The organism is Solidesulfovibrio sp. DCME (assembly GCF_049995385.1).
GTDB lineage: Bacteria > Desulfobacterota > Desulfovibrionia > Desulfovibrionales > Desulfovibrionaceae > Solidesulfovibrio.
This window is the reverse complement of the sequence record NZ_CP188261.1, coordinates 5,155,486-5,179,543: the sequence shown is the minus strand read 5'-3', so window position 1 is coordinate 5,179,543 and position 24,058 is coordinate 5,155,486. Positions and strand designations below refer to the sequence as shown.

The window sequence follows — 24,058 nt, the reverse complement described above, 5'->3', positions numbered from 1 at the left end:
CCGACCCAGGCACCCGGCCGCGGGCCTGGCGGTGGACGGCGGCCCCGGTCACCGAAAGGCTGTTTTGGGGACGCCGCGGGGTTGCCTCGGGAAAAAAAGCGGGTATGCTGCTCTACAAATCCCGAATGGATGGGCGAGAAACGAAGGAGGACATGATGGCAAGGATTCGCAATACACTCCCCTTGGTCTTGCTTGTCGTTGCGGCAATGTTTTTTGGATGCAGCGGCTCCGAAGACAAGAAAGCCGAAACCAAGGCTGCCGCCCCCACGGCCCAAGAGGTGAAGAAGGATATCAAGGACGCAGCCGGGAAAACGGCAGCCTACACCAAGGAGCAACTCGACCAGATTCGCCAGGAAGCGGCGAACAAACTCACGGCCATGGACAAGGATATCGACGCCTTGCAGGCCAAGGCCGGACCCATGTCCGACCAGGCCAAGGCCCAGGCCCAAAAGGCCCTGGACGACCTCAAGGCCAAGCGGGCCGCCGCCGCCGCCAAACTCGACGCCCTCAAGGCCGCCGGCCAGGATGCCGGCCAGGAACTCAAGGCCGGCTACGACGCGGCCATGGACAACCTGGCCAAGGCCTACGAGGCGGCCAAGAAGGGCCTGGAACAATAATCTGACCGTCCTCTCGCCGTCCGACAGGGTGTTTCCGGCCGGGCCGGTTCCGCAGGGAGCTGGCCCGGCCCGGCCGTTGTTTCGGGGCCCAGGGGCGACAGGAGACGCCTCTTGGCCATTTTGCCAAACAAGGAGCCGATGGCCGCCCGCCGTCACGGGATCGACACCGGTTTCGGGCTAGGCAGGACAAACGCAATCGCTCCGGGAGGCGGTCATGCTGCGAGTTCTTTTCATCTGCGTGCACAACAGCGCCAGAAGCCAGATGGCCGAGGCCTATCTGCAACGGTTTTGCGGCCAGGCGGCCCAGGTCGAAAGCGCCGGCCTCGACCCCACGGCCATCAATCCGCTGGTTGCGGCGGTCATGGCCGAGGAAGGTATCGACCTTTCGGGCAAAAAGACCCGGAAGGTCTTCGACCTGTATAAGGATGGAAAACTCTATGACATCGTGATCACGGTGTGCGAAGAGTCGTTGGAAGAGCAATGCCCGGTCTTTCCCGGGGTGACCTACCGGCTGCATCTGCCGTTTCCCGACCCGGCCGGGGTCGTCGGCGACGCGGCCGCGCAACTGGCCAAGGTCCGGGCCATCCGTGACCGCATCAAGGAACGCATGCGCGGCCTGGCCGAGGAAATCAAATCCGGCCGGGGGCGAGGCCTGGGCGAGGCCTGGGAGGGTGGAAAGGGCGCATGAACACGGCGAAAAAAAAGATTCTTTTCCTGTGCACCGGCAACGCCTGCCGCAGCCAGATGGCCGAGGGCTTTGCCCGGGCCGACCGGGGCGACGTGCTGGAGGCCTTTTCGGCCGGGGTGGAGAAACACGGCCTCGATCCCCGGGCCGTGGCCGTCATGGCCGAGGCCGGCGTGGACATCGCCGGCCAGGCCTCCAAGCGGGTGGACGAATTGCCGGAGGGGACTTTCGATTACGTGGTGACCCTGTGCGGCTCGGCCCACGACCTGTGCCCGTTTTTCCCGGGGCCGGTCAAAAAGGTCCACGTCCCCTTCGAGGACCCGCCGGCCCTGGCCGTGGGCGCGGCCAGCGAGGAGGCGGCCCTGGCGCCGTACCGGGCCGTGCGCGACGCCATCCGGGCTTTTGTGGCCGGGTTGCCGGCCAGCCTCGACGCCGGCGATTAGCCCCGGCCGGGGGGGACGATCTCGCGGATACCGTCCGGCCCGGCCACGACGAGCAGCCCGGCCAGCCCCACGAACAGCCCATGCCCGGCGATGCCCGCCCGGGCATCGAGGCTGGCGGCCAAACCGGCCGGGTCGGCCAGGGGGCCGAAGGCGCAGTCGGCGATGACGTTGCCGCGCTCGGTGCGCATGGGGTCGCCGTCGGGGCGCAGGCGCAGGGCGGGCCGGCCGCCTATGGCCGCAAGGAAAGCCAGCTCCGGGCGAAGGGCGAAGGGCGTGATCTCCACCGGCAGGGCGTGGCGCGTGCCCAGGCGCGGCGAGAGCTTGCCCGCGTCGGCCACGATGACGAGCCGCGTTGCCGCCTGGGCCACGATCTTCTCGTACAGCAGCGCCCCGCCGCCGCCCTTGATGCAGTTGCCCTGGGGATCGATCTCGTCGGCGCCGTCGATGGCCAAGTCCAGGCGCGGCGTGTCGTCGAGGCTGCCCACGGGCAGGCCTTCCCGGCGCAGGGCCTCGGCCATGAAATGCGCCGCCGCCACGAAAACCGTGCCCACGAGTTCCCCGCGCCTGGCCCGCTGCCCCAGAACGGGCACGGCGGCCACGGCCGTGGAGCCGTGGCCGAGCCCCACGGCCATGCCCGGCCCGACCAGGGCCGCGGCCCGGCCGGCGGCGGCCCGTTTGGCCCGGGTGACCTCTTCGTGCGCTGCGTCGTCGTGGCTGGCCATGGCGTGCCTCCTTGGCGGGGTGTGGCGGGCGCGCGTGGTCCCGCGCCCGTGCGGCGGCCCGACGGGGCCGGCCTGCCTACAATAGGGTACTCCCGCTTCGGGCAAAAGAGAGGGTTTTGCACAAATCCGAATCCTCCGGGGGCGGCGCGCTTGCCTAGGCAGTCATTCATTGGAATCGCGAAGGTACTCTTGCGGACAGGGCGTTGTTGCCGTCGGGGGCTCCTCCCCGATGTCTTTCCCCTTCTTGTCGCCGAAATGGACGCTGGCGCATGGCGCGAAAGGACACGAGCGAAGCGGCTGTCCCCCCCGGCGACCCGACGGCGGCGCCCGCCGTCAACGGACGGTTTCGGGTCGAGGCGGCGCCGGAGCGGCGAATCGGTTTGACACCGCAAAAGCGTCTGGGATAGCTGTGGTGTCAGGCAAGGGCGGCGTTGCGATTGTCTGTACCATCTGCGCAAGGAAAGGGGCATGAAGATTCGAGTCGGAGTGATGTTGTGTTGGCTGGCCGTGTGGGGTTGTGTCTTTACAGGCAGCGCCTGGGCAACGGACGATGCTTTTTCACGGTATGCCACGGCCTACGAACAATTCAAGCAGGCACGCGACGCGGCCGCCGCCGGCACGAGTCAAGGCAAGGCCGCCAGCGCGGTGAATTTTACCGGTTCCTGGTCCTCCAATTCGCAATATATCGCCACAGCCAAGGTCGTCGACGACAACGGATCGCTCAAGGGCATCGTCAAGGTCCCCAATGGCTCGTCCTACGATCTCTACCATTTTTCGGGCTTCTACTATAATGGCACGATCTACCTCGGGCATTTCTCCACCTCCGGCCGGCAACTGTTCATCGGCACGAGCAGCGGCACGACGGTGACCGGCGACCTCACCCTCTACGACACCTCCAACGCCTTCCTCGGCCGCCTGACCGGGATCGTGCTGACCCAGGACATCGCCCAGGGCTCCCTGGTGTCCTCGGTTTCCCTGAGCGGAAACTGGGGGGCCACCGCCCAGTCCGTGAAGGCCCAGGGCACCATGGCCGCCACCACGGTCAGCAGCGTGGGCGAGACGGTCTCCTCCCTGACCGGCGTGGCCAACGTGTTCTACACGGCCACGGCCGCACCCTACCATTTCCTGGGCTATATGCGGAACAACGGCGAGGTCTTCCTCTACAATACCAACGGCACCGACGCCCGGACCCTGCTTGGCACCTACGCCGACGGCAAGATCACGGGCCTGCTGGAACAGGACGCCGTCACCGTCAACGACGGCACGGCCGCTTCGCGCCTGGTCTTTCCCCTCTCGGTCATCATGCTCATGGACCAGCAGTAAAAACCAGCCGGCCAGGCTGGCCGGCCGCGAAAAAACAGGCCGCCGTTTGCCTTTTGCCGCAACAATATGTTTATATCCCGGACAGGCCGCCCGTGTGGGCGGCCTGTCCGCGCCGAGGCCGGTCCGACGCGCCCAAGGAAACAACGTGGCCAGATGCCGGGTGTAGCCTGGCCACGGCCCGACGGGGATTGCGCCAAGGAACCCCAACAACCTGCTGCGAGGCGACCATGCGACCCGAGACGCTCAAGACGCGTATCTTTCTGGACGGAGCCGATCCCGAGGAGACCCGGCGGGTCATCAAAACCCTGGGCTTCCTGGACGGCCAGACCACCAACCCCAGCCTTTTGGCCAAAAACCCCGAGGCGCAAGCCCACAAGGTGGACGGCAACAAGTTCAGCGCCACGGCCATCTACCAGTTCTACAAGGCGCTGTGCCAGGAACTGTCGGCCATGCTGCCGGGCGGCTCCATCTCCATCGAGGTCTACGCCGACGAGGCCACCACCGTCGGGGTCATGCTGGAGCAGGCCCGGGAATTCGACACCTGGATCCCCAACGCCCACATCAAGCTGCCCACCTCCGCCGCCGGCCTGGAAGCCGCCGGCGTGCTCACCGGCGAAGGCCGCCGCGTCAACATGACCCTGGTGTTTACCCAGGCGCAGGCCGCCGCCGTCTACGCCGCGACCAGGGGGGCCAAACGCGGCGCGGTCTTCCTCTCGCCTTTTATCGGCCGCCTGGACGACCGGGGCGAAAACGGCATGGACCTGATCGCCAACATCCTGCGCATGTACCAGGCCGGCGACGGCCATGTGGAGACGCTCACGGCCAGCGTGCGTTCCATGGAGCATTTCCTGTGCGCCTTGGCCCTGGGCAGCGACATCATCACCGCCCCGGCCTCCATCCTCCTGGCCTGGGGCGAGGCCGGCCTGCCCATTCCCGGCTCCGGCTACCGCTACGAGGCCCCGGGCCTGGCCCCCATCCCCTACGAGGACATCGGCCTGGACGGGCCGTGGACCGGCTACGCCATCGGCCATCCCCTCACGGACAAGGGTATGGCCAAGTTTTCCGAGGACTGGAATTCGCTGATTGACATGGGCGCCTGAGGCCTGGTCGCCTTTGTTCGGACGGCGGCCCGTCGCGCAAGCGGCGGGCCGCTTTTCTTTCGCCGGGCCGGCGCCGCTGTTGCAGGGGGAAAGCAGTGGCCGCACGTTTCGAGGGATGGCTGCCTGATTTCAAAACTGAAATATTGGGTGGCGGTGGGCCGTGGCAGCAAAAACAAAGGAACACGGCCTGGAATCACGAACGACGCATGATGCGGCACAATCGTCAGATGACCTGCGCACCAAGGCGGCCTGGTTCCACAAAAGGCTGACCTGTGGTATCCGAGGCGTTGCAGTGGGATAGTGCCGGGCTGGCTCGGTGCGGCCCGCAAGCGACTGGACCCGGAAAGGAGGTCTGCTGCCGAAATCGCGTTGCCAGGGTGGTCTGTGGAGAATGGTCCTGACGCGCAACATGCCGAAGTGGATTGTCGTCCGAGCACCATGATCGTCCATTGATGCGTCGAACGAGCGGAGAAGCGAGGAGCGAATGCATGTCCACGGGTAAAAAGGCTATTTACAAGTCTCTCTATTTCTGGGTCATCTTCGGTATTGTCGCCGGTATTGTGCTGGGACTCATTCCGGCCACCAAGTCCTTTGCCGAGTCCATGCAGCCGTTCGGCACGGCCTTTATCCGCATGGTGAAGATGATCATCGCCCCCATCATCTTCTGTACCGTGGTCACCGGCATCGCCAAGATGGGCGATATGGGCAAGGTCGGCCGGGTGGGCATCAAATGCATGGTCTACTTCTGGACCATGACCCTTTTTGCCCTGGCCATCGGCATGGTGGTGGTCAACCTGTACAAGCCCGGTGCCGGCATGGACGACTATGCCGCCAAGATGCAGTCCAACCAGAAGGAGATCGCCAAGGTCGAGGACTTCGCCGGCAAGGCCAAGAAGATGTCCACCGTCGATTTCCTCATGAACATCGTGCCCACGTCCGTGGTCGATGCCTTCGCCAAGGGCGAGATCCTGCAAGTGCTCTTTTTCTCCATCCTCTTCGGCGTCGGCCTGGCCAACCTGGGCGAGAAGGCCAAGAATTTCGTCAAGATCATCGACGAGTTCTCGCGAGGGCTTTTTAAGGTCGTGCACTACATCATGTACTTCGCCCCCTTCGGCGCCTTCGGCGCCATGGCCTACGTGGTGGCCTCCCAGGGCCACGAGGCCCTCTTCAAGCTCCTGTACCTCATGCTCGGCGTGTACACGACCTGCATCATTTTCATCTTCGTGGTCCTGGCCTCGGTCTGCAAGCTGGCCGGCTTTTCCCTGTGGCGCTACCTCGTCTACATCAAGGAGGAGATCCTGCTGGTGCTTGGCACCTCCTCGTCCGAGGCGGCCCTGCCCCGCATGATGGCCAAGCTCGAGGTGGCCGGCGCCGACAAGTCCGTGGTCGGCCTGTGCCTGCCCATGGGCTACTCCTTCAACCTCGACGGCACCTGCATCTACCTGACCATGGCCGCCGTGTTCCTGGCCCAGGCCACCAACACGCCGCTGGACATCTCCCACCAGCTCTACCTGCTCTTCATCCTCCTTCTGACCTCCAAGGGCGCGGCCGCGGTCACCGGCGGCGGCTTCATCACGCTCGCCGCCACCCTGCAAACCGTGGGCACCATCCCCGTGGCCTCGCTGACCCTGCTGCTCGGCGTGGACCGCTTCATGTCCGAGGCCCGGGCCATCACCAACCTGATCGGCAACGGCATTGCCACCATTGTCGTGGCCAAGTGGGAAAACGCCCTGGACGAACGCAAGCTCGCCGCCGTCCTTTCCGGCGGGGACGAGATCCTGGCCGACGATCCCGAGGATGCCCTCATCGACGAGGAGGCCGCCGGCGACGCCAAATAGCCGGGGCGCCGGCTGTCCGCGCCGCCGGCCGTCTCGGTTGCGACCGCCGTCCGACCCTGTCGGGCGGCGGTTTTTGCTGGCGCGCACATTGACAAATCGAAATCCACGGACCATCATAATGACGATTGACACGTATTTTCACTGCATCGGGAGGCGGGGCGATGATCCCGGCACGGGTGATGATCGTCGAGGACGAGGTCATAACGGCCATGGCCACCGGCGCCATGCTCAAGCGCCTGGGCCACGTGGTCGCGGCGTCGGTGACGTCCGGCGAGGCCGCCCTGGAGGCTTTTCGGCGCCAGCACCCTGACCTCGTGCTCATGGATATCCGCCTCGACGGCGAACTCGACGGCATCGAGACCGCCCGGGCCATCCGCAGCCAAAGCCAGGTCCCGGTGGTGTTCGTTTCGGCTTACGTCGACGACCAGACCCGCAGCCGCGCCGCCGAAACCGGCCCCTTCGCCTTCATGCCCAAGCCGCTGGACGAATACGAGCTGCACGCACTCCTTGCCAAGGTGCTGGGAGTCCGCCCCTCTTGACCGGACCGGGTTTCGAGGCCTTCTCCGGGCTCGACGGCGACTTCACCGCCGCCTATCTGGCCGCCCGCCGGGTGGCCGACCTGGCGGCCCGCGAGCCCGCCGCCCTGTGCCCGGCCACGGTGGCCGCCCTGGCCGATCTGCTTGCCCGCAACGACCATGCCCGCCAGGCCCAGGCCCGCATCCTCTACCGCGAGGCCGCCGGGGCGCTGGTCAGCCTGCTGGCCCATGGGCCGGGGGATTTGGCCGCCGCCTCGCGCCGGGCCCTGTGCGGGGCCCTGGCCGTTGCCGGCAAACCGCGCCTGGCCGCGGCCGAGGCGGTCGGCGCCCTGCCCCTGCCGGGCCTGGCCGCGCCGGCACCGCCGCAGCCGTCCACGGCCGTGGCCGAAACGACCTTTGAGGCCCTGCTGGCCGCCGCCGGAGCCGACACCGCCAAGGCCCCGCGCCGGGCCGGGCGCAGCCTGGTCATCGCCGCCCGCCGACCGGGCTGGCTGGTGGTGGTCAAGCGGCTGCGGCACGGCGAGGACCCCAGCGGCCTGGCCCTGGAGGCGGCCTGGATGGAGCGGTGCGCCGCTTTGGATTTCCCCGAACCCTGCCATGTGCCGGTGCCCTGCCGCCAGGGCGAGGCCGGCCTTTTCGCCGTGCCCGACCTGCCGGCCGGCCCGTCCGGCCTGGATGCGGCCGGGCGCTGCCTGGCCTATGCGGCCCGGGCCGACTATTTCCGCTACCCCAACGAGCCGGGGCGGCCCATGGCCGGCGAGGAACTCGTCGCCACCCTGGGCCGGGCCGCCTTGCTGCTGGGCTGGCTGGCCGGCCGGGGCATCGTCCACGAGGCGGCCATCCCCCTTTTCCACAACCGGGTGCAGCGCGACCGGCGCGAGGACGGCGGCCGCTACGACTGGCGCCTGCCCGGCCGGCTGGACCGTTGGCTGCACAGCGCCCTGCACCCCAATTTCGGCGCCTCGGGGCTGCGCGATTTCGAGCATCTGGTCGCCCTGTCCCCCGGGGACACGGGCGGCGGGAAGCTCTACCGCCGCCTGGGCGACCACCTGGTCAGCCTGTTGCTGGTGGCCGGCAGCGCCTTCCGCATGCGCGACCCGGCCCTGCTCGGCCGCGACGCCCAGGGCCGCCCCGTGGACGCCCGGCACCTCTTCGACACCGCGCTGCTTGGCCGCGTCGTCGCCGAGGCCCTTGGCCGCTACCACGAAGGCTTTGTCGGCCACCCGCCCCGGGCCCTGCCGCTGTGCCCGGACGCCCTGGCCGCGCGCATGGTCGAGGAGATGGGCGTGGACCGCCACATGACCGAACTGGTGCGCGTGGCCGACCAGGAAGCCATGACCGACGCCGGATTTACGGATTTCCTCGTCTCCCGGGGGCTTTCCCCTGAGGCCGCCGCCGGCCATCGCCGGGGCGAGGCCGACGTGGAACTCGAAACCGGCCCCCACCTGGGCGCGTTCAACAACCGCACCAGCCTGCCCGAACTGGGCGAGGCCGCCGCCGCCATGGTCGGGGCCTGCCTGGCCGGCCGCCACGAGCGCGACCGGCGCGGAAAGGAGGAAGCCGGGGCGAGGCCTCCGGCGGCCAGGAGGGGCGCGCCCCTCCTGGACCTCCCGCAAGGGTAACGTTCCGTGTTCCCTAATGGGCTCGTGGGTCCCGTCCGATAGGAAGGAGGCGAAATCGTCGGCGGGAGGCCGGTCATGGGACGGGGACAGGTGGGTTTTGTCGCGAGGCTGGAGCGGCTGGGGCTGCTCAAATATATTCTGGCCACGCTTTTCACCGGCGCGGCCTTCGCCTTGACCGCCGGGGCCTTTGTCTACGAGGAGTTGTCGCGCCGGCCGCCGCGTTTGCCCAATCCTCCGGCGGCGCTGCTGGAGCGGGCCGGCCCGCCGCCGGGCTATCTGCTGCGCGCCCCGGTGTCGCGCCTGGTGCGCTTCACCGCCGGGGCGGAAGTCTCGTCCGGCTTCTCGTTTTACGACATCGCCGCCGACGAGACGCCGCAATCCCTGGCCGCCAAGCTCGGACGCAAGCGCTTGCGCCTGTCCCCGGGCCGGGGCGAGGCTTGCGATTTCGCCGCCCCCTTGGGGCCCATCGGTGCACGCGAGGCCGTGGCCGCCTTCATCCGCGAGCGCAGCCGCCGCTGTTGCGCCCTTTCCGGCCCCGTGCCCGGCCAGCTCGCCACCTACGCCTTTGCCGCCGACACCGCTGCCTCGGGCAGCCGGGCGGCCAAGGACGCCCCCCTCGCCGGCACGGCCGTCTTTTCCGAGGTCGACGGCGGCCTGCTGACGCTGACCCTGCGTATCGCCGCCCATGTCGACGCCTACCGGGCGGCCCTGGAAAAGCACCTGGCCGAGCGCTACGGCCCGGCCTCGCCCATGGGGCCGGACGGCGCGGCCTGGGCCAGGGACGGCGGGCTCGTGACCATGGCCCGGGACGGCCAACGCCTGGTCGTTACGGCCTATTTCGCGGCCAACATCGACCGCCATGCCGCCGCCGCCGGTCGGCTGGCCGACCGGCCCGGCCCCAGGCAGCCGCAACCGCCGGCCAGGAGCCTGGCCTGGGCCGACGCGCCGTAGCCGCGCGGCCGGGAACGAAGGCTATTCGGGCAAAAGCCGCACCCAGCCAAGCGGCGCGCCGGCCGCGTCCGGGCAGGGCGTGTCCGTGGGCTGGGGACAGGCGGGCTGGTCGGGATAGGCCTCGGCGAACAGTTCGCCGGCAAGGCCCCGGTCGGGATGGGAAAAAAGCACCCGGCCGTCGGTGTCGACCACGGCGAGGGGACGGGCGCAGGCCGTGGCCACGGCCTGAAGCAGGCGGCGGTACAGCGCCGCCGCCGCGTCCGTGGGGCAGGGCCGTTCGCGCCGGCGCCGGGTGATGGCCATTTCCAGGTTGGCCTTGAGGTCCAGGAGCTTGACCGGTTTTTGGATGTAGCCGGCGGCGCCGGTTGCCGCCACGCGGTCCAGGATGTCCCGGTCCACGGCGGCGGTCAGAAAGATCACCGGCGCGCCCACGGACTCGATGATGGCCCGGGCCGCCGTCACGCCGTCCATGGCCCCGGCCAGGTTGATGTCCATGAGCACCACGTCCGGCAGGCGCAAGGCGGCCATGGGGATGGCCTCCTCGCCGGTCTCGACCATGGCGCACACGCCGTAGCCGAGCCTATCCAGGATCTTGGCCGCCACCCGGGCGGAAAGCGGATCGTCCTCGACGATGAGCACCCGGCGGCGGGCCGTGTCCTCCCTGACGTCACCCGGGGCCATCGGCGTCAGCCCTGGCCCGACAGCAGGATCTTTTTGTGGGCGTCCTGGATCTTGTAGTACAGGTCGTCCATCTCGGCCGGTTTCATGAGGTAGTCGAAGGCCCCTTGCTCCATGCCGCGTATGGCCACGTCCACGTTGGCGTGGCCGGTGAGCATGATGACCTCCACCTTGGGGTGGGCCTGCTTGATGCGCGAAAGCGTTTCCATGCCGTCCATGCCCGGCATCTTGACGTCGAGCAGCACCACGTCCACGGGGTTGGCCGCGAGCGTTTCCAGGGCCTGCTCGCCGCTGTTGGCCGTCAGCACCGACAGCCCCCGCCGGGACAGGCGCTTGCGCAGCGTGTCCACATAGGTTTCCTCGTCATCGACCAGAAGCACGCGTACTGCCTCGCTCACGAATATCCCTCCGCTCGGACGTGCCGCGACGTTGCCAATTCATAGCCGCGCGGCGCCCGAAAAGCAACCGCGACGCCTTGACAGGCCGCCCCGCCGGACAAATAGTCCCGGCCGACCGATACCCGGGAGGTTCCCCATGCAGGACAGCGATCTTGCGGCCCTTGGCGGCCTGGCCAGGCTGGCCGGCCAGGCCGTGCGCGACATCGCCCGCAGCGGATTCACCGTGGCCCAAAAAGCCGACCGCTCGCCCGTGACCGCCGCCGATACCGCCTCCAGCGACATCATCCTGGCCGGGCTTAACCAGCTGTTTCCCGGCCTGCCGGTGGTGTGCGAGGAGACCAAGGCCGCGCCCTACGCCGAGCGGCGAAACTACAAGTGTTTTTTCCTGGTCGATCCCCTGGACGGCACCAAGGAGTTCATCCAGGGCCGCGACGACTACTGCGTGCTCATCGCGCTTATCGAGGACGGTCGGCCCGTGTGCGGCGTCATCCACGCCCCGGCCTCGGACAGGCTCTACTGCGGCGGCCCGGGCATCCCGTCCACGCGGCGCACGGGAAACGGCCCGCCCCAAGCCCTGCGCGCCGTCGCGCCCCGGCCCGGCGAACCCCTTGTCGTCATGGCCAGCCGGTCCCATCCCGACGCCGGCCTGGACGCCTATCTGGCGCGCTTTCCCGGCCACCGGCGCGTCAGCCGGGGCAGCGCGCTCAAGCTGGCCGCCCTGGCCGAAGGCGCCTGCCACCTCTATCCCCGGCTGGGACCGACCTGGGAATGGGACATCGCCGCCGGCCACGCCGTGCTGCTCGGCGCCGGCGGCGAGCTGACCGCCCCGGACGGCGCGCCGTTTGCCTACAACAAGCCGGAACTGCTCAACGGCCCGTTTTTGGCCCGTTCGTTTTGCGGGAGTGCCATTGACGGAATCTCATTGCTTTCGTAAGGTATAACAATCGCCGTAACCCGACTCCGGGCAGCGGCGACGAATCCTTACGGGAGGACAAGCGGGAATGCGGCTGACCCTTTTTATCGACGGCCAGGCCCCCGAGCAGGTCCGTCTGGGCGAAACCTTCCGGGCCTGGTGCGGCGGGCGGCTCGGCACGGGCTGCCGCCTGGAGGTCCTGGACGTGCGGGCCTGGCCCGTGGGCACGGAAAACATCCCCGTCCTGGCCACCCCGTCCCTGTCCCTGGACGCCACCGGCCGCCTGGTCGTGGGCGACCTGTCCGACATCCCGGCCGCCCTGGCCGCCCTGGGCGGCGCCTCGTCGGCGGCCTGAATCCCGCCGCCCCGTGTGGCGTTCTAAAAAAATAATTATCTCAAGGTGTTGTTCTCGAGATTGGTAGTGACGAATTTCGAGAACGCGACCTCGTCCGCTGCCGGCTCCTCGTGGCTGAGGCAGTGCACCGTCCCCAGCCCCCAGACCAGATCCACGGCGTGGATGCCGATCACCGCGCGGCCGGGAAACAGTTCGGCCAGGATACCCAGCGCCAGCCGGTCGCGGGCGTCGTTGAAGGTGGGCACCAGCACCACGTGCTGCGCGATGAGGAAATTGGCGTAACTGGCCGGCAGGCGCTGCCCCCGGAAGATTACCGGGTGCGGCATGGGCAGGTCGACGACCTGGAGTTTGGCCCCGTCGGCCAGGTGGGCGCAGGCCAGGCGTTCGCGGTTTTCGCAAAGGGCCTGGTAGTTGGCGTCGGCCGGGTCGTCCTCGCGGCACAGCACCACCGTGTCCCGGGAAACGAACCGGCACAGGTCGTCCACGTGGCCGTGGGTGTCGTCGCCGGCGATGCCCCGGCCGAGCCAGAGGACGTTTTGCGCGCCGAGGTATTGCCTGAAAACGGCCTCGTAATCCTGCCGGGTGAAGCCGGGGTTTCGGACCTGCGTCACCGTATCCAGCAGGCATTCCTCGGTGGTCAGCACGTCCCCGGCGCCGTTGCCGTCCATGGCCCCGCCTTCGAGCACCACGGGGCGCCCCTGGTGGCGGGCGGGCACGACCTCGATACCCAGTTCCTCGCACACCGACGGCCCCACCGCATCGTCCAGGCCATGGTCCGGGTACTTGGCCCAGCCCGTGAACCGGCAGTCCACGGCCACGACCTTTTCCCCCTCGCGCACGAAAAAGGGCATGAAATCACGGGTCCAGCCCCGGTTCATGGGCCGAGCGAACCAGTCGACCAGGCCGGTGTCCGCCCCGACGTCGCGAAGCACCCGCCTGGCCGCCGTTTCGCGGCCGGCGTCGCCGGTCAGCAGCCGCACGCGCTGGCCGCTGGCCGTGATCCGGCGCACCATCTCGCCGTAGACCCAGGCGATGGGGGCGAACTTGCCCGGCCAGTCCGAGGCGTTGGCCGGCCAGGCCAGCCAGATCGCCGCCTGCCGGCCGAATTCCGCCGGCCAGTGGAATGGTCTGTTCATGGTGTCCTTTGGGGGAGGAGGAGAATCAGGGGAGGGCACCCGGGCCACGCGGCCCGCCGCGGCGGCAAAAAAAGGTTCCCTCCCCCGAACCCCCACCCTCCCAAGAAACGCTTCAAGGGGTTGGGGCGGCGCGTGAGGCCGCCCGGGGGCGGAACATGCGGGCCGTTTCGGGAGCAGTAGGGCAGGCGGGGGAGAAGGGCAAGGGGGAAGGGAGGCGCGACGTCGGGCTGGCTGTTCGGCCGGTGGTTCGGTGCCGCAGCAGGGCCGGGCTGGCCCGGCGGGTGCAAGGGGCCGGGCGCGGCCGATTGTCCGGCGGGCAGGGTGTGCGGCGGCGCGTGTCCACTGCCGGGCGCGGCCCCTGGCCTTGAGGGTGGTCGCCGCCGGGGAAAGGGGGCGCGGAAAGGGACGGCCGTCCCGGAAGCTTCGGCCGGCGGACCGGCGGGTCGGCTTGCCGGCGGCCGGGAAGGGGCTTATGGCAGGGTTCCATCGGGGCGCGCCCGGTATGCCGGCGTTCCCGATGCCTGCAACCAAGGAGGCGGTCATGGACGAAACGGCGAAACAGGCCCAGCCGGCCGGCTGGCTGGACAAGGCGGCCGCCGGCCGGACGCTGGACGAGCAACTCGCGGACGTGGCCCGCGACGGCAGCCACGCGGCGCCGTCCGTGCTGCGGGAAATGGCCCTGGCGGCAAGCGGCGTCGGCCGGCCGGCCCGCACGGCCGCAAACGCCCTGGTGTTCGGCTGCTACCGGCCTTTCAGCACGCCCTTTATCGTGCGCGACGCGGTCAGGCTCCTCGGCCGCCTCGGCGTCGGCTTCACCTGGCTTGAAAAGGAATACTGCTGCGGCCTGCCGCTGCTGCCCCAGGCCCAGGGGGAGCGGGCGGGTGCCATCCGGGAGGCGGCCAGGGGGTATATCCGGGCCAACGTGGCCGCGGCCGCGGAACTCGGGGCGCGAAAGCTCGTCTACTGCTGCGCCGGCTGCGCCCACGCGGCCAAGGGGGCCCTGCCCGGCCAGGCCGCCGGCCACGCCTACATCCTCGACGCCCTCCTCGACGCCCTGGACGGCCGGCCCCTGGCCGTGCCGCCCCGGCGCCTGGCCTATTTCGAGGGCTGCCACAGCTCCTACCGCAAGCCCTATCCCGACGCCGGACTGGACTGGCCGCGCTACCGCCGCTTCCTGGGCGGCCTGGACGGGCTGACCCTGGTCGACGTGCCCCAGGCCATGTGCTGCAAGGCCATGGCCGGCAAGATCGTGGACTGGATCGCGGACCAGGGTTGCGAGGCCGTGGTGTGCGCCTGTTCGGCCTGCAACGTGGCCATGCGCCAGGCCGGGCAGGGCAGGATCCGGGTGCAAAGCTACCTGGAAGTCCTGGCCGAGGCCCTGGGTGACGGCTCGTGTGGCGTCCCTTAAAAAATACGAGGGTTTTGCAAAAATCGGTTTTGCTAAATAATCCTGCAAAACCGTATGGATAGGAGTAGAACGGAAGCTGGTTATGTGGTAGTTTGAGTTCACCACAAACCTAAACTAAAACCACACGAGCCAGCTTCCATGAGACTCCTATCACGCATCCTCGGTGCCATACAAGGTTCTTTGATTCCATGTTTAGAAGAAAAGTTTGGTTCTTTGACAGATAAGCAGAAAAGACTCGTTGAGATTATTGAGTTGGTTCGCATAGAAGATCATATTTCGGATTTGCCTCGATTCGGAAGAGGTAGGCCATCATATAGTCGCGCAGCTATTGCCAGAGCGTTTATTGCGAAAGCTGTTTTAAATTTTCCTAACACAAGGGCTCTCGTTGAAGCGTTGCAATTGATGCCAAGTCTTAGACGGATTTGCGGTTTTGAAGAACACAAAACTATTCCGCATGAATCTGTATTTAGTCGTGCATTTTCAGAATTCTCTTTAAAAGGTTTGCCTCAAAATGCCCATGAAAGACTTGTCAGGCTACATTGTAGCGAACGATTGATTGGGCATATTAGTCGTGATTCGACAGAAATTAACGCCAGAGAAAAACCAACTAAAAAAATGAATCCGCCCAAACCCAAAAAACGCCGCCGCAGGGGGCGGCCGATTAATAGCAAGACAAAGCCAAAGACAAAGAAGCTACTTGAGCGACAGATAGAAATGACTAGCGACGAAGCCAGAATGACTCTTCCTATGGCATGTGATATCGGTGCTAAATCTAGCAGTAAGGGGCATTTTCGTCGATGGATTGGATATAAATTACATATTGATTCGGCGGATGGTCAAATTCCTATCAGTTGTATACTTACTTCTGCTTCACTACACGATAGTCAGGCAGCCATACCGTTGGCAAAAATGTCCGCTGAACGAGTAACAAGTCTCTATGACTTGATGGATTCAGCGTACGATTCCAAAACAATTCGCGACTTTAGTCGTTCATTGGGGCACGTTCCGATTATTGATTTTAACAAAAGACGCAATGGAATAAAAAAAGAAATGGAGCCAGCAACTAGCATTCGATACAGAGAAAGAACTAATTCTGAACGTGTTAACAGCCGTCTTAAAGATGATTTTGGCGGAAGAAGTCTTATGGTTCGCGGTGGACCTAAGGTCTTTGCTCATCTTATGTTTGGCATCCTTGCGTTGACAGCAGATCAATTGATTCGTTTGTTGACAGTATAGCAACAATATGATTTTGATACTCATAAATCAGGATATTCGTTTCTGAATTATGTGCAAAATAGAAACACGACAGCATTAAAACACATTAGTGTTTAAAAATGAGCACTCATGCCCGTTGGAATGTGTTAATTCTGTAGCTCGTATTATTTTTGCAAAACCCTCATACGAGAGTATTTTTTAAAAAAACAATTCTTCTTATGTGTTGTGCCTGGAAAAGCGGATAGCGTTTCCGGGGGCGCGCCCCTAGACTTGGCGGCAGACGTAGAGCACGAGCCCGGTGACGGCCAGGGCCACGCCCACGGCCCCGGCCGGCCCGGGCCAGGCCCCGGCCAGGAGCAGGGTTTCGCCCAAAAGCGAAAAAACCACCTCCAGGGACTGGGTGGCGTCGGTGGCCGCCAGTTCGTAGGCGCTTTTGGCCTTGGCGCGCGCCCGCAAAAAGAGCGTGGTCGCGATCACCCCGGAAAAAAGGGCCACCAGGGCCGTCTGCACGACCTGTTCCCGGGAGGGGGGCGGCGGCTGGGTGACGGCCACAAGGCCGATCCAGAAGGGGATCGAGCCCAGGGTCAGCAGCAGGGTCGGCGCCCGGCCGGCGTCGAGTTCGGCGCCCTCGATGCGGGGAATGGCGCCAAAGCGCCGCGAGCCGCCGTGGCGCGCCTCCCAGACGAGCTGGTTGCCCAGGGGATAGGCCACGGCGGCCACCAGCACGGCCGCGATGCCCCACAGGCTCCCCAGCCCGGCCGCCCCCCGGGCCTGCTCCAGGTTGACCAGCACGATGCCGGCGAAAATCAGCGCCGTGAAGGCCAGCCCCTTGGCCGGCACCCGGCGGCCCAGCAGGGCCAGGACCAGCGGCGTGGCCAGGATGGTGGACTGCCAGGTGGTGGCCACCACCCAGCCCGGGGAATAGGCGGCGGCCAGCGTCACCCCGGCGTAGAAGACGCCGAAGCCCACCGTGCCGGCCAGCACCCAGAACAGCGGATGGTCGCGGAAAAGGCGCAGGGTGCGGGCCAGCCCGGCCGGCCCGGCCGTCACCAGCGTCCAGGCCACCAGGATCGGCAGCATGAAGGCGTAGCGCAGGCTGGCCGACCAGACCCAATGGCCCCCTTCCAGGCTCATGGCTCGGTTGAGGACGAAGGTGCTGCTGAAAAACAGGGCGGCCATGGCCCCCAGGAAAAGCAGTCGGGCCATGGGCGGGCTCAGGCGAGGCCCGTCTCGGCGGCGACCCCGGCGATGGCGGCGATGGCCAGGGCCAGGAAGGCGTCCAGGGCCAGGCCGGCCTTTTCGCACTCGAGGATGTTGGCCCGCCGGACACTCGCGGCAAAGGCCTTGTCCTTCATCTTTTTCTTGATGCTTTTCGGGGCCATGCCGACCATGCGGTCCGGGCGCACCAGGGCGGCGGCGCTGATGATGCCGGTGACGGATTCGGCGGCGCGCAGGGCGTAGTCGAAGGCCGTGCCCGGGGCCACGCCGGTGTGCTCGTCGTTGTGGGCGGCGATGGCGTGCAGGGCTTCCTCGGGCAGGGCGCCTTCGGGCAGGGCGTCGCGCAGGGCCAGGCCGTGGTGTTCGGGCGCGGCGGCCGTGCGGGGATAGTCCAGGTCGTGGAGCAGGCCGGTTATGCCCCACAGTTCGGGGTCATGGCCCAGGGCGGCGGCCAGGGCCCGCATGACGGCCTCGGTCTGGCGGCCGTGGGCGATCAGGCCCGGATTGGGGTTTTCGGCCAGGACAAGGGCCAGGGCGGTTTCGCGCGTGATCATGCGGGGTCCTTTGGGGGCGTGGCAACGCCCAGGGCGTCGAGGTCGGCCCGGATGTCCCTGGCCACCCGCTCGGCATAGGCCAGGGCCACCTTTTTGGCGTCCTCGAGGTTAGGGATCTTATCCTTGAGGGAGCGTTTGCCGACCTGGATCTTCCAGCCCGGCGCGCCCATTTTTTCGTGGATCACGGCCACGAGCAGGGCTCGGCCGAGATTGATGTAATGGGTGCTTTCGTCGTGTCGGGTCCATTGGGGTGTCATGGCGCCTCCGGGGCAAGCAAACGGCTGCGCGGCAAAGGCTAGCACATTGTGCCCCGGGGGCAAAGAGGCCTGGCGGCCGGGGCGCTATTTGGGGAAGGTCAGGCGGAAGGCCGCGCCGGTGTCGTCGTTTTCGGCCACGATTTCCCCGCCGAGCTGGCGGGCCAGGTTGACGATGAGGCGCAGGCCCAGGGTCTCGCCTTCCTCCAGGCGAAAGCCCTTGGGCAGGCCCGGCCCGTCGTCGCCGATGACGACCGTGACCAACCCGGCCCGCTCCTTTAGGCGCAGGCGCAGGCCGGCCGTGGAGCGGCCCCGGAAGGCGTGCTTGTAGGCGTTGGTCAGGATCTCGTTGATGGCCAGCCCCGCCGGCACGGCTTTTTCGATGGGCACTTCCACGGCGTCCAGCTGGCTGTCGACGGCCAGGTTCACGGCCCAGGGCTCGGGGCCGAACAGCCGGGGGAGCAGGTCGCGGATGTAGTCGTCGAGGCGGATGCGCGACAGGCTCACGGAACGGTAGAGTTCCTCGTGGACCAGGGCCATGGAGGCGATGCGGTTTCGGCTTTCGCGGAAGGCCTCCAGGGCCTCGGGGTCGTGGACCTTCTCCTCCTGGAGGTAGAGCAGGCCGGAGATGATCTGGAGGTTGTTTTTCACCCGGTGGTGGATTTCCTTGAGCAGGATTTCCTTTTCCGCCAGGGAGTCGCGCAGCTCCCGCTCGGCGCGCACGCGCTCGGTGACGTCCTTGTCCACGCCCCGGTAGCCCTTGAAGCGGCCCGTTTCGTCGTGCCAGGGCACGGCATTGGTCATGATGCAGCGCCGGGCGCCGTCGCTGGCCAGGCGCCAGGTGACGAGCTCATGGATGGGGCCGCGCTCCTTGCTGGCCCGGTCCACGGCCGGGCGGGCGGCTTCCTCCTCGCCCGGGGCCAGGAAGTCGCAGGGGCGTTTGCCGAGCAGGCTGACGGGGTCGTAGCCCAGGGCCTGGCGGATGTTGGGGCTGACGTAGACGTAGCGGTCGTCGGCATCGGTTTCCCAGATCCAGTCGGCCATGCTGGCGGCGATGTGGACCAGGCGTTCCTGGCTCTGGCGCAGGGCGGCCAGGGCCTGGTCGCGGGCGGCATCGTTGGCCGCGAGCAGCGAGGCCATGAGGTCCAGGGTCTTGGCCACCCGGCCGATGCCGGAGGCCGCGTGGGCCACGCCGGTGCGGGCGGTGAGGTCGCCCTGGCCGAAACGGTCGGCGGTGGCGGCGATGCGGTCCAGGCTTTTGCCCAGGACGCCGCCGCCCAGAAACCAGGCCACGCCCAGGGCCAAGCCGGCGGAGGCGGCCAGCAGGAGCATATTGTCGCGAAGCGAGCGTTGGGCCCGGGCCAGCACTTCCGCTTCGGGCAGGCCCACGACGAAGTACATGTAGGGCGGCCGCCCGGGTTCCAGGGACAGCTTCTGGTAGGCGTAGTAGCGCAGTTGCCCGTCGGAGCCCGTCTGGGGAAAGACGCCGCTGTCGCCGCCGGCCTCCATTTCGCGCCAGACCGCTTCCCTGATGGGCAGGCCCAGGGGGTTGGCCGGGTTTTTCGGCCGGAAGTAGAGGCGCAGGCCGTTGTGGTCGGTGATGCCGAGGACGGAGCCCGCGGGCAGGGAGAGCTGGTCGAAGAAGGCATCGAAGCTGGCGAGCCTGATGGCGGCGATGAGTGCGCCCACGGTGTGGCCGTCGTCGTCGACGATGGGCAGGGAAAAGGGAAAGGCGGGGTCGTAGGCCGTGCGGCTGACGATGTATTCGCCGGTGGAAAACTCACCCGTGGCCATGGCGTCGCCGAAGTGCTTGCGGTCGGCCAGGTTGACCCGGCCAGAGGGCAGGCCCGAGGCCAGGATGTCGCCCTGGCGGTTCACGGCCAGGATGTTGACGTAGATCGGGTTGCGCTGGAGCAGGGTGGCGAAAAGCGCGCCGCAGGCCGGTACGTCGAGTTTTTTGACCTCGGGCATGGCGGCCAGGGTGGTGAGCAGGAGCTTGGCGCCTTCGGTGACACGCAGCTGGGTCTGGGCCACGGCCGTGACCGAGCGGCTGGCCTCGTGCATGGCGTCGGCCACAAGATGGCGGCGCTGCTTTAAGCCGTCGTAGAGCTGCAGGGCCAGGGCGGGCAGCACGGCCAGCAGGGTGACAAGGACGAGCCCCATCCGTATGGAAAGCGTCCGGGGCGGCTTCACATGGTTTCTCCGGCGGTCGTGGTCCGGGACTTACGGGCGTCGCAGCCAGCGCAACAGGCGGCCGGCCACCTCCAGGCCTTCGGAAAAGCCGGCAAAGGGGCGGGAAAGCGCCGTCTTGGCCAGCCCCCACTCCAGGCGCACCAGGCGCCGTTCCAGTTCGGCCCGGGTGGCCAGGCGCCGTTTTTCGGCGTCGATCCGCCGCAGTTGGCCGTCTAGAAACATTCCCTGTCCTTTTTGAGGTTGGCCAGGCTTTCGGCGAACAGGCCCGAGAGGGCGGCCAGCCGGGTGCGCATCCGCACCAGGGCCACCAGGCCCGCAAGCAGGGCCAGGGCCGCGCCGCCCCCGGCCGCTGCCAGCCGCCAGGCCGGCGGGGTGGCCAGGATCACGGCGAACAGGCCAAGCCCCAGGCCGAGCAGCAGCAGGCCGCAGCCCAGGCAGGCCAGCAGCAGGACCTGGACCAGGCGCACGGCGGCTTCCCTGGCCTCCAGGCCGGCCAGCTCCAGGCGCGACAGCAGCATGTCCGCCACGGCGGCGGTCAGCCCGGAAAAGGCATCGGCAAGGGCCGCGAGGGTGCCCGGCGAAGGGGCCATGCTATTTCCTGCTCAGGAACCAGCCGAGGAACAACCCCAGCAGAAAACTGCCGCCCACCACATGGTACGGCCGCTCCCGCACCACCCGGTCCGCGGCGGCCGCGGCGTCGTCCAGGGCTTCCTCGAGGACGCCGTCGAGGGAGGCGTATTTTTCCCTGGCCGCGCCCAGGCGTTCCTCCAACTGGGCTCGGGCCTTGCGGATGCGCTCGTCGGCCTCGCCGGCCGTGGCGTCGAGCAGGGCGCCGGCATGGCGGGCGATCTCCCGCAGTTCCTTGGCCGCTTCATCGGGGTAGCCGCGTTTGACGGGCATGGCGTTTCCTCCGCAGGCAAAGGTTTCTCTGATCCAGCATTACCCTTTCGCGGTGGGGCTGTCCATGCCCGGTGGCGAAAAGGCGCCAGGGTACGCGGGCGGTTGGGGCGGGGCCGGGGCGAAGGTCGGACCCCCCGAATGCAGGCGATCGGGTTTTCGGAACACAACCATTCCACGGCGTTGTCCTTGGAACGGCCTGTATCCCCTCCGCAGCCGCGACGTCAGGCCTCGGCGGCCCGAAGGGGCAGGGTGACGTGGAAGGTGCTGCCGGCGCCGGGCGCGCTTTCGAGCCGGATCTGGCCGCCCATACGCCGGCAAAGCAGGGCGCACAGGGCCAGGCCAAGGCCCGTGCCGCCAAAGGCCCGGGTGGTCGAGGCGTCGAGTTGGGTGAAGGGCTCGAACAGGTGCGCCCTGGCCTGCTCGGGGATGCCGATGCCAGTGTCGGCCACGGCATAGTGGGCCTGGCCGACGGCCTGGCCCACGGTCAGGCGCACCGTCCCGGCCGGGGTGAACTTCACGGCGTTGTCGAGGAGGTTGCCCAGGACCTGGCCGACCCGGGCCGGATCGCCCAGGGCCTGGCGCGGCGCGTCCGGGGCCGTGTCCACGGTCAGGTCCAGGCCCTTGGCCCGGGCCCGGGGGGCGTATTCCCGGCCGAGGCGGTGGGCCAGTTCGCAGGGGTCGTAGGGCTCCCGGGCCAAGGCCAGCCGGCCGGACTGGATGCGCGTGACGTCGAGGATGTCGGAGAAAAGGCGCAGCAGGTGTTCGCCGGCCTCCTCCTGGGCGCGCACCAGCACCTCCTGGCCGGGGGCCAGGCCCGAATCGCGCAGGAGGTCGACCATGCCGAGGATGGTGTTGAGCGGCGTGCGTATCTCGTGGCTGACCAGCGACAGGAAACGGCTCTGGGTCTGGCTGGCCGCCTCGGCCGCCTCCTTGGCCAGGCGCAGGTCGTGTTCCATGGCCTTGCGGCCGGTGATGTCCATCATGACCGAAAGCAGGCAGGGCTGGCCGTAGGCCTCCAGGGGAATGCCCGAAAAAAGGCCGGTGGCCGGACGGCCGTCCTTGAACCGGACCTCGATCTCCATGTTGCGGACCAGGCCCTGGGCCTCGATGGCCCGGTCGATGCGGGCGTTGGACTCGGGGTCGAGCCAGATGCCGAGTTCCTCGATGTTGCGGCCGATGACGTCGTCCCGGGCGTAGCCGGTGATGGTGGAAAACGTTTCGTTGACGTCCAGGAACCGCCCTTCGGGCAGGGTGGTGACGGCGATGACGGCCGGGACCAGGCGCAGAAGCTTTTCCAGCCGGTCGCGGCTTTCCTCCACGGCTCGCCGGGCCGCGACCTCGTGGCTGACGTCCCGGGCGTAGACGGCCAGGCGTTTTTTGCCGGCCGGCCCGGCCGGCAGGGGGCTGACGGTGTTGTCCAGGGCGCGGCCGTCGCGCACGTCGCCGAAGCGCAGGGATTTGCCCGTGTCCAGGGCCTGGCGGTAGCGTTCCCGGCGGGAGGCGACGATGGCGGGGTCGGTCAGGGCGAGGATGTCGCAGCCGATCATGTCCGGCACCGGGCGGCCGAAGCGGTCGGCGGCGGTCTCGTTGACGGCCAGGACGCGGAAGTCCTCGTCCAGGACCAGGATGGCGTCGCTCGTGGCCGCGAAGACGGCCTCGAGCAGGTCGCGCTCGGCGGCCAGTTCGTGGCGCACGGCCCGGGCGCGGGCGACGGCGGCCGCCGAGCGCCGCCAGCGCCAGGCCACCAGCGCCAGGAGGGCGAGCAGGCCGATGGCGGCGAACAGGTCGGACAGGGGGTGGGAGAGAGCGGCCTGCCAGAACAAGCAGGCCTCGGCCGCCTCGGCCCGGCCGGGGGCAAGGGGCAGCGCCAGGCCGGCCGCGAGCCGTGGCGCCCAAAGGCAAACGGCCCGCGTGCCGTGGCGAGCGGCGGCGGGCCGGCAAGGCAGCGAGAGGCCGGCTACATGAAGGCGTAGCTGCCGTGGCCGTGCTGGCGGCGAACCCGTTCGATCGTCGCCGTGCGGTCCTCGGACACCTCGCCGCCGGGGCTCGTGGCGCACACGAGCTCGGCCGGCGAGAACCGGTAGCCCTGGGTGATGACGAAGCGGCGACGCTCCCATTTGTTGCGGCACTCTCCAAGGGCCCAGCGGAACGACGAATCGTGGCGGAGCCTTTCGACGAATTCCTTGGCGCTTTGCAGGGACATGGCACCTTCCTCCCGGAAATGCCGGGAGCTTTGCAAGGAGCGTGCAAATTGCCAGGAGTCGTGCGGTTTCTTGAAAAGTTACATTATTTTAGCATGTTAATGCTTGGCCCTGCATCGTTTCGCCCGCCCCGCCGGGCGCGCGCCGTTTGATCCCGGCATACGGACCGCCGCCGTCGGTTCACTCGGTGAAACCGAACGGCCTCACTGGGGGTAGTTGCCGTTGCAGTACTTGCGGCACCAGTTGTAGGCCATGAGCACGGTCGGGGAGCAGCCGTCGAACTCGTTGGGCACGAACTGCCGGTTGTAGACCGTGTCGCAGCCCTTGGCGCAGTCCTCGCGCGTGGCGTGTTTCACCGACAACACGTCGGTATCGTATTCGTTGCAAATGGTGATGGTGTCGCAGGAGGCCCGGGGGCCGAGCGAGGTGTAGCAAAAGCCCCGGAATTCGGAATCGGTGATGGCTCTGGCCGTACAGCCCCACAGGCCGGCGGCGAGGACGCCCAGCAACAGCAGCGACAACGGCTTCATGGCCTGGCTCCTTTGGGGCGGATCGTTTCGGCGGGCCCGGTGGCCGGCCGTTTCCCCGCATGAGGACACGATATACCGCCTGGGCACGTCTTGGAAGGCCAAAGGCCGGTCGGGCGCGTTGCCGGCGCGTTTCGGAGCCGGGTACAAAGCCTTGTACCGCCCGGCGGCCCTGGCCCCGGCCGGTCAAGGATTCTGTACCCCATCCAGCGGTGGGCAGGGGGGACGCGCCGGCAATCTGTTGTTGTAATACGTTGAAATAATATGATTT

The 24,058-nt window shown here is 67.6% G+C and carries 27 protein-coding genes; 13 read left to right on the top strand and 14 right to left on the bottom strand.

The window, feature by feature from the left end; translation table 11 throughout:
* Nucleotides 1-278: 278 nt before the first annotated feature.
* The 3 genes from ACP59X_RS22880 to ACP59X_RS22870 all read left to right on the top strand — a co-directional run bounded on the left by ACP59X_RS22880 (nt 279) and on the right by ACP59X_RS22870 (nt 1,745).
* Nucleotides 279-617, top strand: a complete 339-nt coding sequence (locus ACP59X_RS22880; protein ID WP_428563002.1) for a sll1863 family stress response protein — start codon at nt 279-281, stop codon at nt 615-617.
* Between the two features lie 214 nt (nt 618-831).
* Nucleotides 832-1,305: an arsenate reductase ArsC gene (locus ACP59X_RS22875; RefSeq protein ID WP_428563000.1), complete on the top strand. Its 474-nt coding sequence runs from the start codon at nt 832-834 to the stop codon at nt 1,303-1,305.
* On the top strand, nt 1,302-1,745 hold the full coding sequence (locus ACP59X_RS22870; protein WP_428562998.1) for an arsenate reductase ArsC: 444 nt from the start codon (nt 1,302-1,304) through the stop codon (nt 1,743-1,745). The genes ACP59X_RS22875 and ACP59X_RS22870 overlap by 4 nt, the downstream gene beginning before the upstream one ends.
* Here ACP59X_RS22870 and rpiA read toward each other — a convergent pair.
* Entirely contained in the window at nt 1,742-2,467 is a 726-nt protein-coding gene (rpiA, locus tag ACP59X_RS22865) for a ribose-5-phosphate isomerase RpiA (protein WP_428562997.1), read from the bottom strand. The two genes, ACP59X_RS22870 and rpiA, sit on opposite strands and share 4 nt — an antisense overlap.
* 468 nt (nt 2,468-2,935) lie before the next feature.
* Between rpiA and ACP59X_RS22860 the strand changes: the two genes are divergently transcribed.
* From ACP59X_RS22860 to ACP59X_RS22835, 6 genes are all read left to right on the top strand, one after another.
* Nucleotides 2,936-3,790 (top strand): hypothetical protein, encoded by an 855-nt coding sequence (locus tag ACP59X_RS22860; protein ID WP_428562995.1) that lies wholly within the window; start codon nt 2,936-2,938, stop codon nt 3,788-3,790.
* Between the two features lie 227 nt (nt 3,791-4,017).
* Complete coding sequence (locus tag ACP59X_RS22855) at nt 4,018-4,890, top strand: transaldolase family protein (protein WP_428562993.1); 873 nt, start codon at nt 4,018-4,020, stop codon at nt 4,888-4,890.
* Nucleotides 4,891-5,378: 488 nt separating this feature from the next.
* Complete coding sequence (dctA, locus tag ACP59X_RS22850) at nt 5,379-6,728, top strand: C4-dicarboxylate transporter DctA (protein ID WP_428562991.1); 1,350 nt, start codon at nt 5,379-5,381, stop codon at nt 6,726-6,728.
* Nucleotides 6,729-6,889: 161 nt separating this feature from the next.
* Nucleotides 6,890-7,267 carry a response regulator gene (locus ACP59X_RS22845; protein ID WP_428562989.1) on the top strand — a complete coding sequence of 126 codons (378 nt, stop codon included), beginning with the start codon at nt 6,890-6,892 and terminating at the stop codon, nt 7,265-7,267.
* Nucleotides 7,264-8,886 carry a SidJ-related pseudokinase gene (locus tag ACP59X_RS22840; RefSeq protein ID WP_428562987.1) on the top strand — a complete coding sequence of 541 codons (1,623 nt, stop codon included), beginning with the start codon at nt 7,264-7,266 and terminating at the stop codon, nt 8,884-8,886. The genes ACP59X_RS22845 and ACP59X_RS22840 overlap by 4 nt, the downstream gene beginning before the upstream one ends.
* A gap of 75 nt (nt 8,887-8,961) precedes the next feature.
* Complete coding sequence (locus ACP59X_RS22835; RefSeq protein ID WP_428562985.1) at nt 8,962-9,837, top strand: hypothetical protein; 876 nt, start codon at nt 8,962-8,964, stop codon at nt 9,835-9,837.
* Between the two features lie 21 nt (nt 9,838-9,858).
* On the opposite strand, the gene ACP59X_RS22830 is transcribed toward ACP59X_RS22835, so the two are convergent.
* Nucleotides 9,859-10,518, bottom strand: a complete 660-nt coding sequence (locus ACP59X_RS22830) for a response regulator (RefSeq protein ID WP_428562983.1) — start codon at nt 10,516-10,518, stop codon at nt 9,859-9,861.
* 5 nt (nt 10,519-10,523) lie between these two features.
* Entirely contained in the window at nt 10,524-10,913 is a 390-nt protein-coding gene (locus tag ACP59X_RS22825; RefSeq protein WP_428562981.1) for a response regulator, read from the bottom strand.
* A gap of 136 nt (nt 10,914-11,049) precedes the next feature.
* Between ACP59X_RS22825 and cysQ the strand changes: the two genes are divergently transcribed.
* Both cysQ and ACP59X_RS22815 read left to right on the top strand, forming a co-directional pair.
* On the top strand, nt 11,050-11,847 hold the full coding sequence (gene cysQ, locus ACP59X_RS22820) for a 3'(2'),5'-bisphosphate nucleotidase CysQ (RefSeq protein ID WP_428562979.1): 798 nt from the start codon (nt 11,050-11,052) through the stop codon (nt 11,845-11,847).
* Between the two features lie 67 nt (nt 11,848-11,914).
* A complete protein-coding gene (locus tag ACP59X_RS22815) occupies nt 11,915-12,181 on the top strand; it encodes a thioredoxin domain-containing protein (protein ID WP_428562977.1) in 267 nt (88 codons plus the stop codon).
* 35 nt (nt 12,182-12,216) lie between these two features.
* On the opposite strand, the gene ACP59X_RS22810 is transcribed toward ACP59X_RS22815, so the two are convergent.
* A complete protein-coding gene (locus tag ACP59X_RS22810) occupies nt 12,217-13,317 on the bottom strand; it encodes an agmatine deiminase family protein (RefSeq protein ID WP_428562975.1) in 1,101 nt (366 codons plus the stop codon).
* 541 nt (nt 13,318-13,858) lie between these two features.
* Between ACP59X_RS22810 and ACP59X_RS22805 the strand changes: the two genes are divergently transcribed.
* Nucleotides 13,859-14,725, top strand: a complete 867-nt coding sequence (locus ACP59X_RS22805; RefSeq protein WP_428562973.1) for a heterodisulfide reductase-related iron-sulfur binding cluster — start codon at nt 13,859-13,861, stop codon at nt 14,723-14,725.
* 138 nt (nt 14,726-14,863) lie between these two features.
* Complete coding sequence (locus tag ACP59X_RS22800; RefSeq protein ID WP_428559722.1) at nt 14,864-15,961, top strand: transposase; 1,098 nt, start codon at nt 14,864-14,866, stop codon at nt 15,959-15,961.
* A 243-nt stretch (nt 15,962-16,204) separates the two neighbouring features.
* Here ACP59X_RS22800 and ACP59X_RS22795 read toward each other — a convergent pair whose 3' ends face one another.
* The 10 genes from ACP59X_RS22795 to ACP59X_RS22750 form a co-directional block, all read right to left on the bottom strand.
* Nucleotides 16,205-17,146, bottom strand: coding sequence for a DMT family transporter (locus tag ACP59X_RS22795; protein ID WP_428562971.1), 942 nt, complete (start codon nt 17,144-17,146; stop codon nt 16,205-16,207).
* Between the two features lie 8 nt (nt 17,147-17,154).
* A complete protein-coding gene (locus tag ACP59X_RS22790; RefSeq protein WP_428562969.1) occupies nt 17,155-17,712 on the bottom strand; it encodes an HD domain-containing protein in 558 nt (185 codons plus the stop codon).
* Nucleotides 17,709-17,969 carry a hypothetical protein gene (locus tag ACP59X_RS22785; protein WP_428562967.1) on the bottom strand — a complete coding sequence of 87 codons (261 nt, stop codon included), beginning with the start codon at nt 17,967-17,969 and terminating at the stop codon, nt 17,709-17,711. The genes ACP59X_RS22790 and ACP59X_RS22785 overlap by 4 nt, the downstream gene beginning before the upstream one ends.
* An 84-nt stretch (nt 17,970-18,053) precedes the next feature.
* Nucleotides 18,054-20,159 carry a histidine kinase dimerization/phosphoacceptor domain -containing protein gene (locus ACP59X_RS22780; RefSeq protein ID WP_428562965.1) on the bottom strand — a complete coding sequence of 702 codons (2,106 nt, stop codon included), beginning with the start codon at nt 20,157-20,159 and terminating at the stop codon, nt 18,054-18,056.
* Between the two features lie 30 nt (nt 20,160-20,189).
* Entirely contained in the window at nt 20,190-20,381 is a 192-nt protein-coding gene (locus tag ACP59X_RS22775; RefSeq protein ID WP_428562963.1) for a hypothetical protein, read from the bottom strand.
* Nucleotides 20,372-20,749 carry a phage holin family protein gene (locus tag ACP59X_RS22770; protein ID WP_428562961.1) on the bottom strand — a complete coding sequence of 126 codons (378 nt, stop codon included), beginning with the start codon at nt 20,747-20,749 and terminating at the stop codon, nt 20,372-20,374. Before ACP59X_RS22770 ends, ACP59X_RS22775 begins: the two co-directional genes overlap by 10 nt.
* A gap of 1 nt (nt 20,750) precedes the next feature.
* Nucleotides 20,751-21,059, bottom strand: coding sequence for a DUF883 family protein (locus ACP59X_RS22765; RefSeq protein ID WP_428562959.1), 309 nt, complete (start codon nt 21,057-21,059; stop codon nt 20,751-20,753).
* A gap of 221 nt (nt 21,060-21,280) precedes the next feature.
* On the bottom strand, nt 21,281-22,882 hold the full coding sequence (locus tag ACP59X_RS22760; protein WP_428562957.1) for a PAS domain-containing sensor histidine kinase: 1,602 nt from the start codon (nt 22,880-22,882) through the stop codon (nt 21,281-21,283).
* Between the two features lie 134 nt (nt 22,883-23,016).
* Nucleotides 23,017-23,262, bottom strand: coding sequence for a Nif11-like leader peptide family natural product precursor (locus ACP59X_RS22755; RefSeq protein ID WP_428562955.1), 246 nt, complete (start codon nt 23,260-23,262; stop codon nt 23,017-23,019).
* A 201-nt stretch (nt 23,263-23,463) separates the two neighbouring features.
* Nucleotides 23,464-23,790 carry a hypothetical protein gene (locus tag ACP59X_RS22750; protein ID WP_428562953.1) on the bottom strand — a complete coding sequence of 109 codons (327 nt, stop codon included), beginning with the start codon at nt 23,788-23,790 and terminating at the stop codon, nt 23,464-23,466.
* Nucleotides 23,791-24,058: the final 268 nt, after the last annotated feature.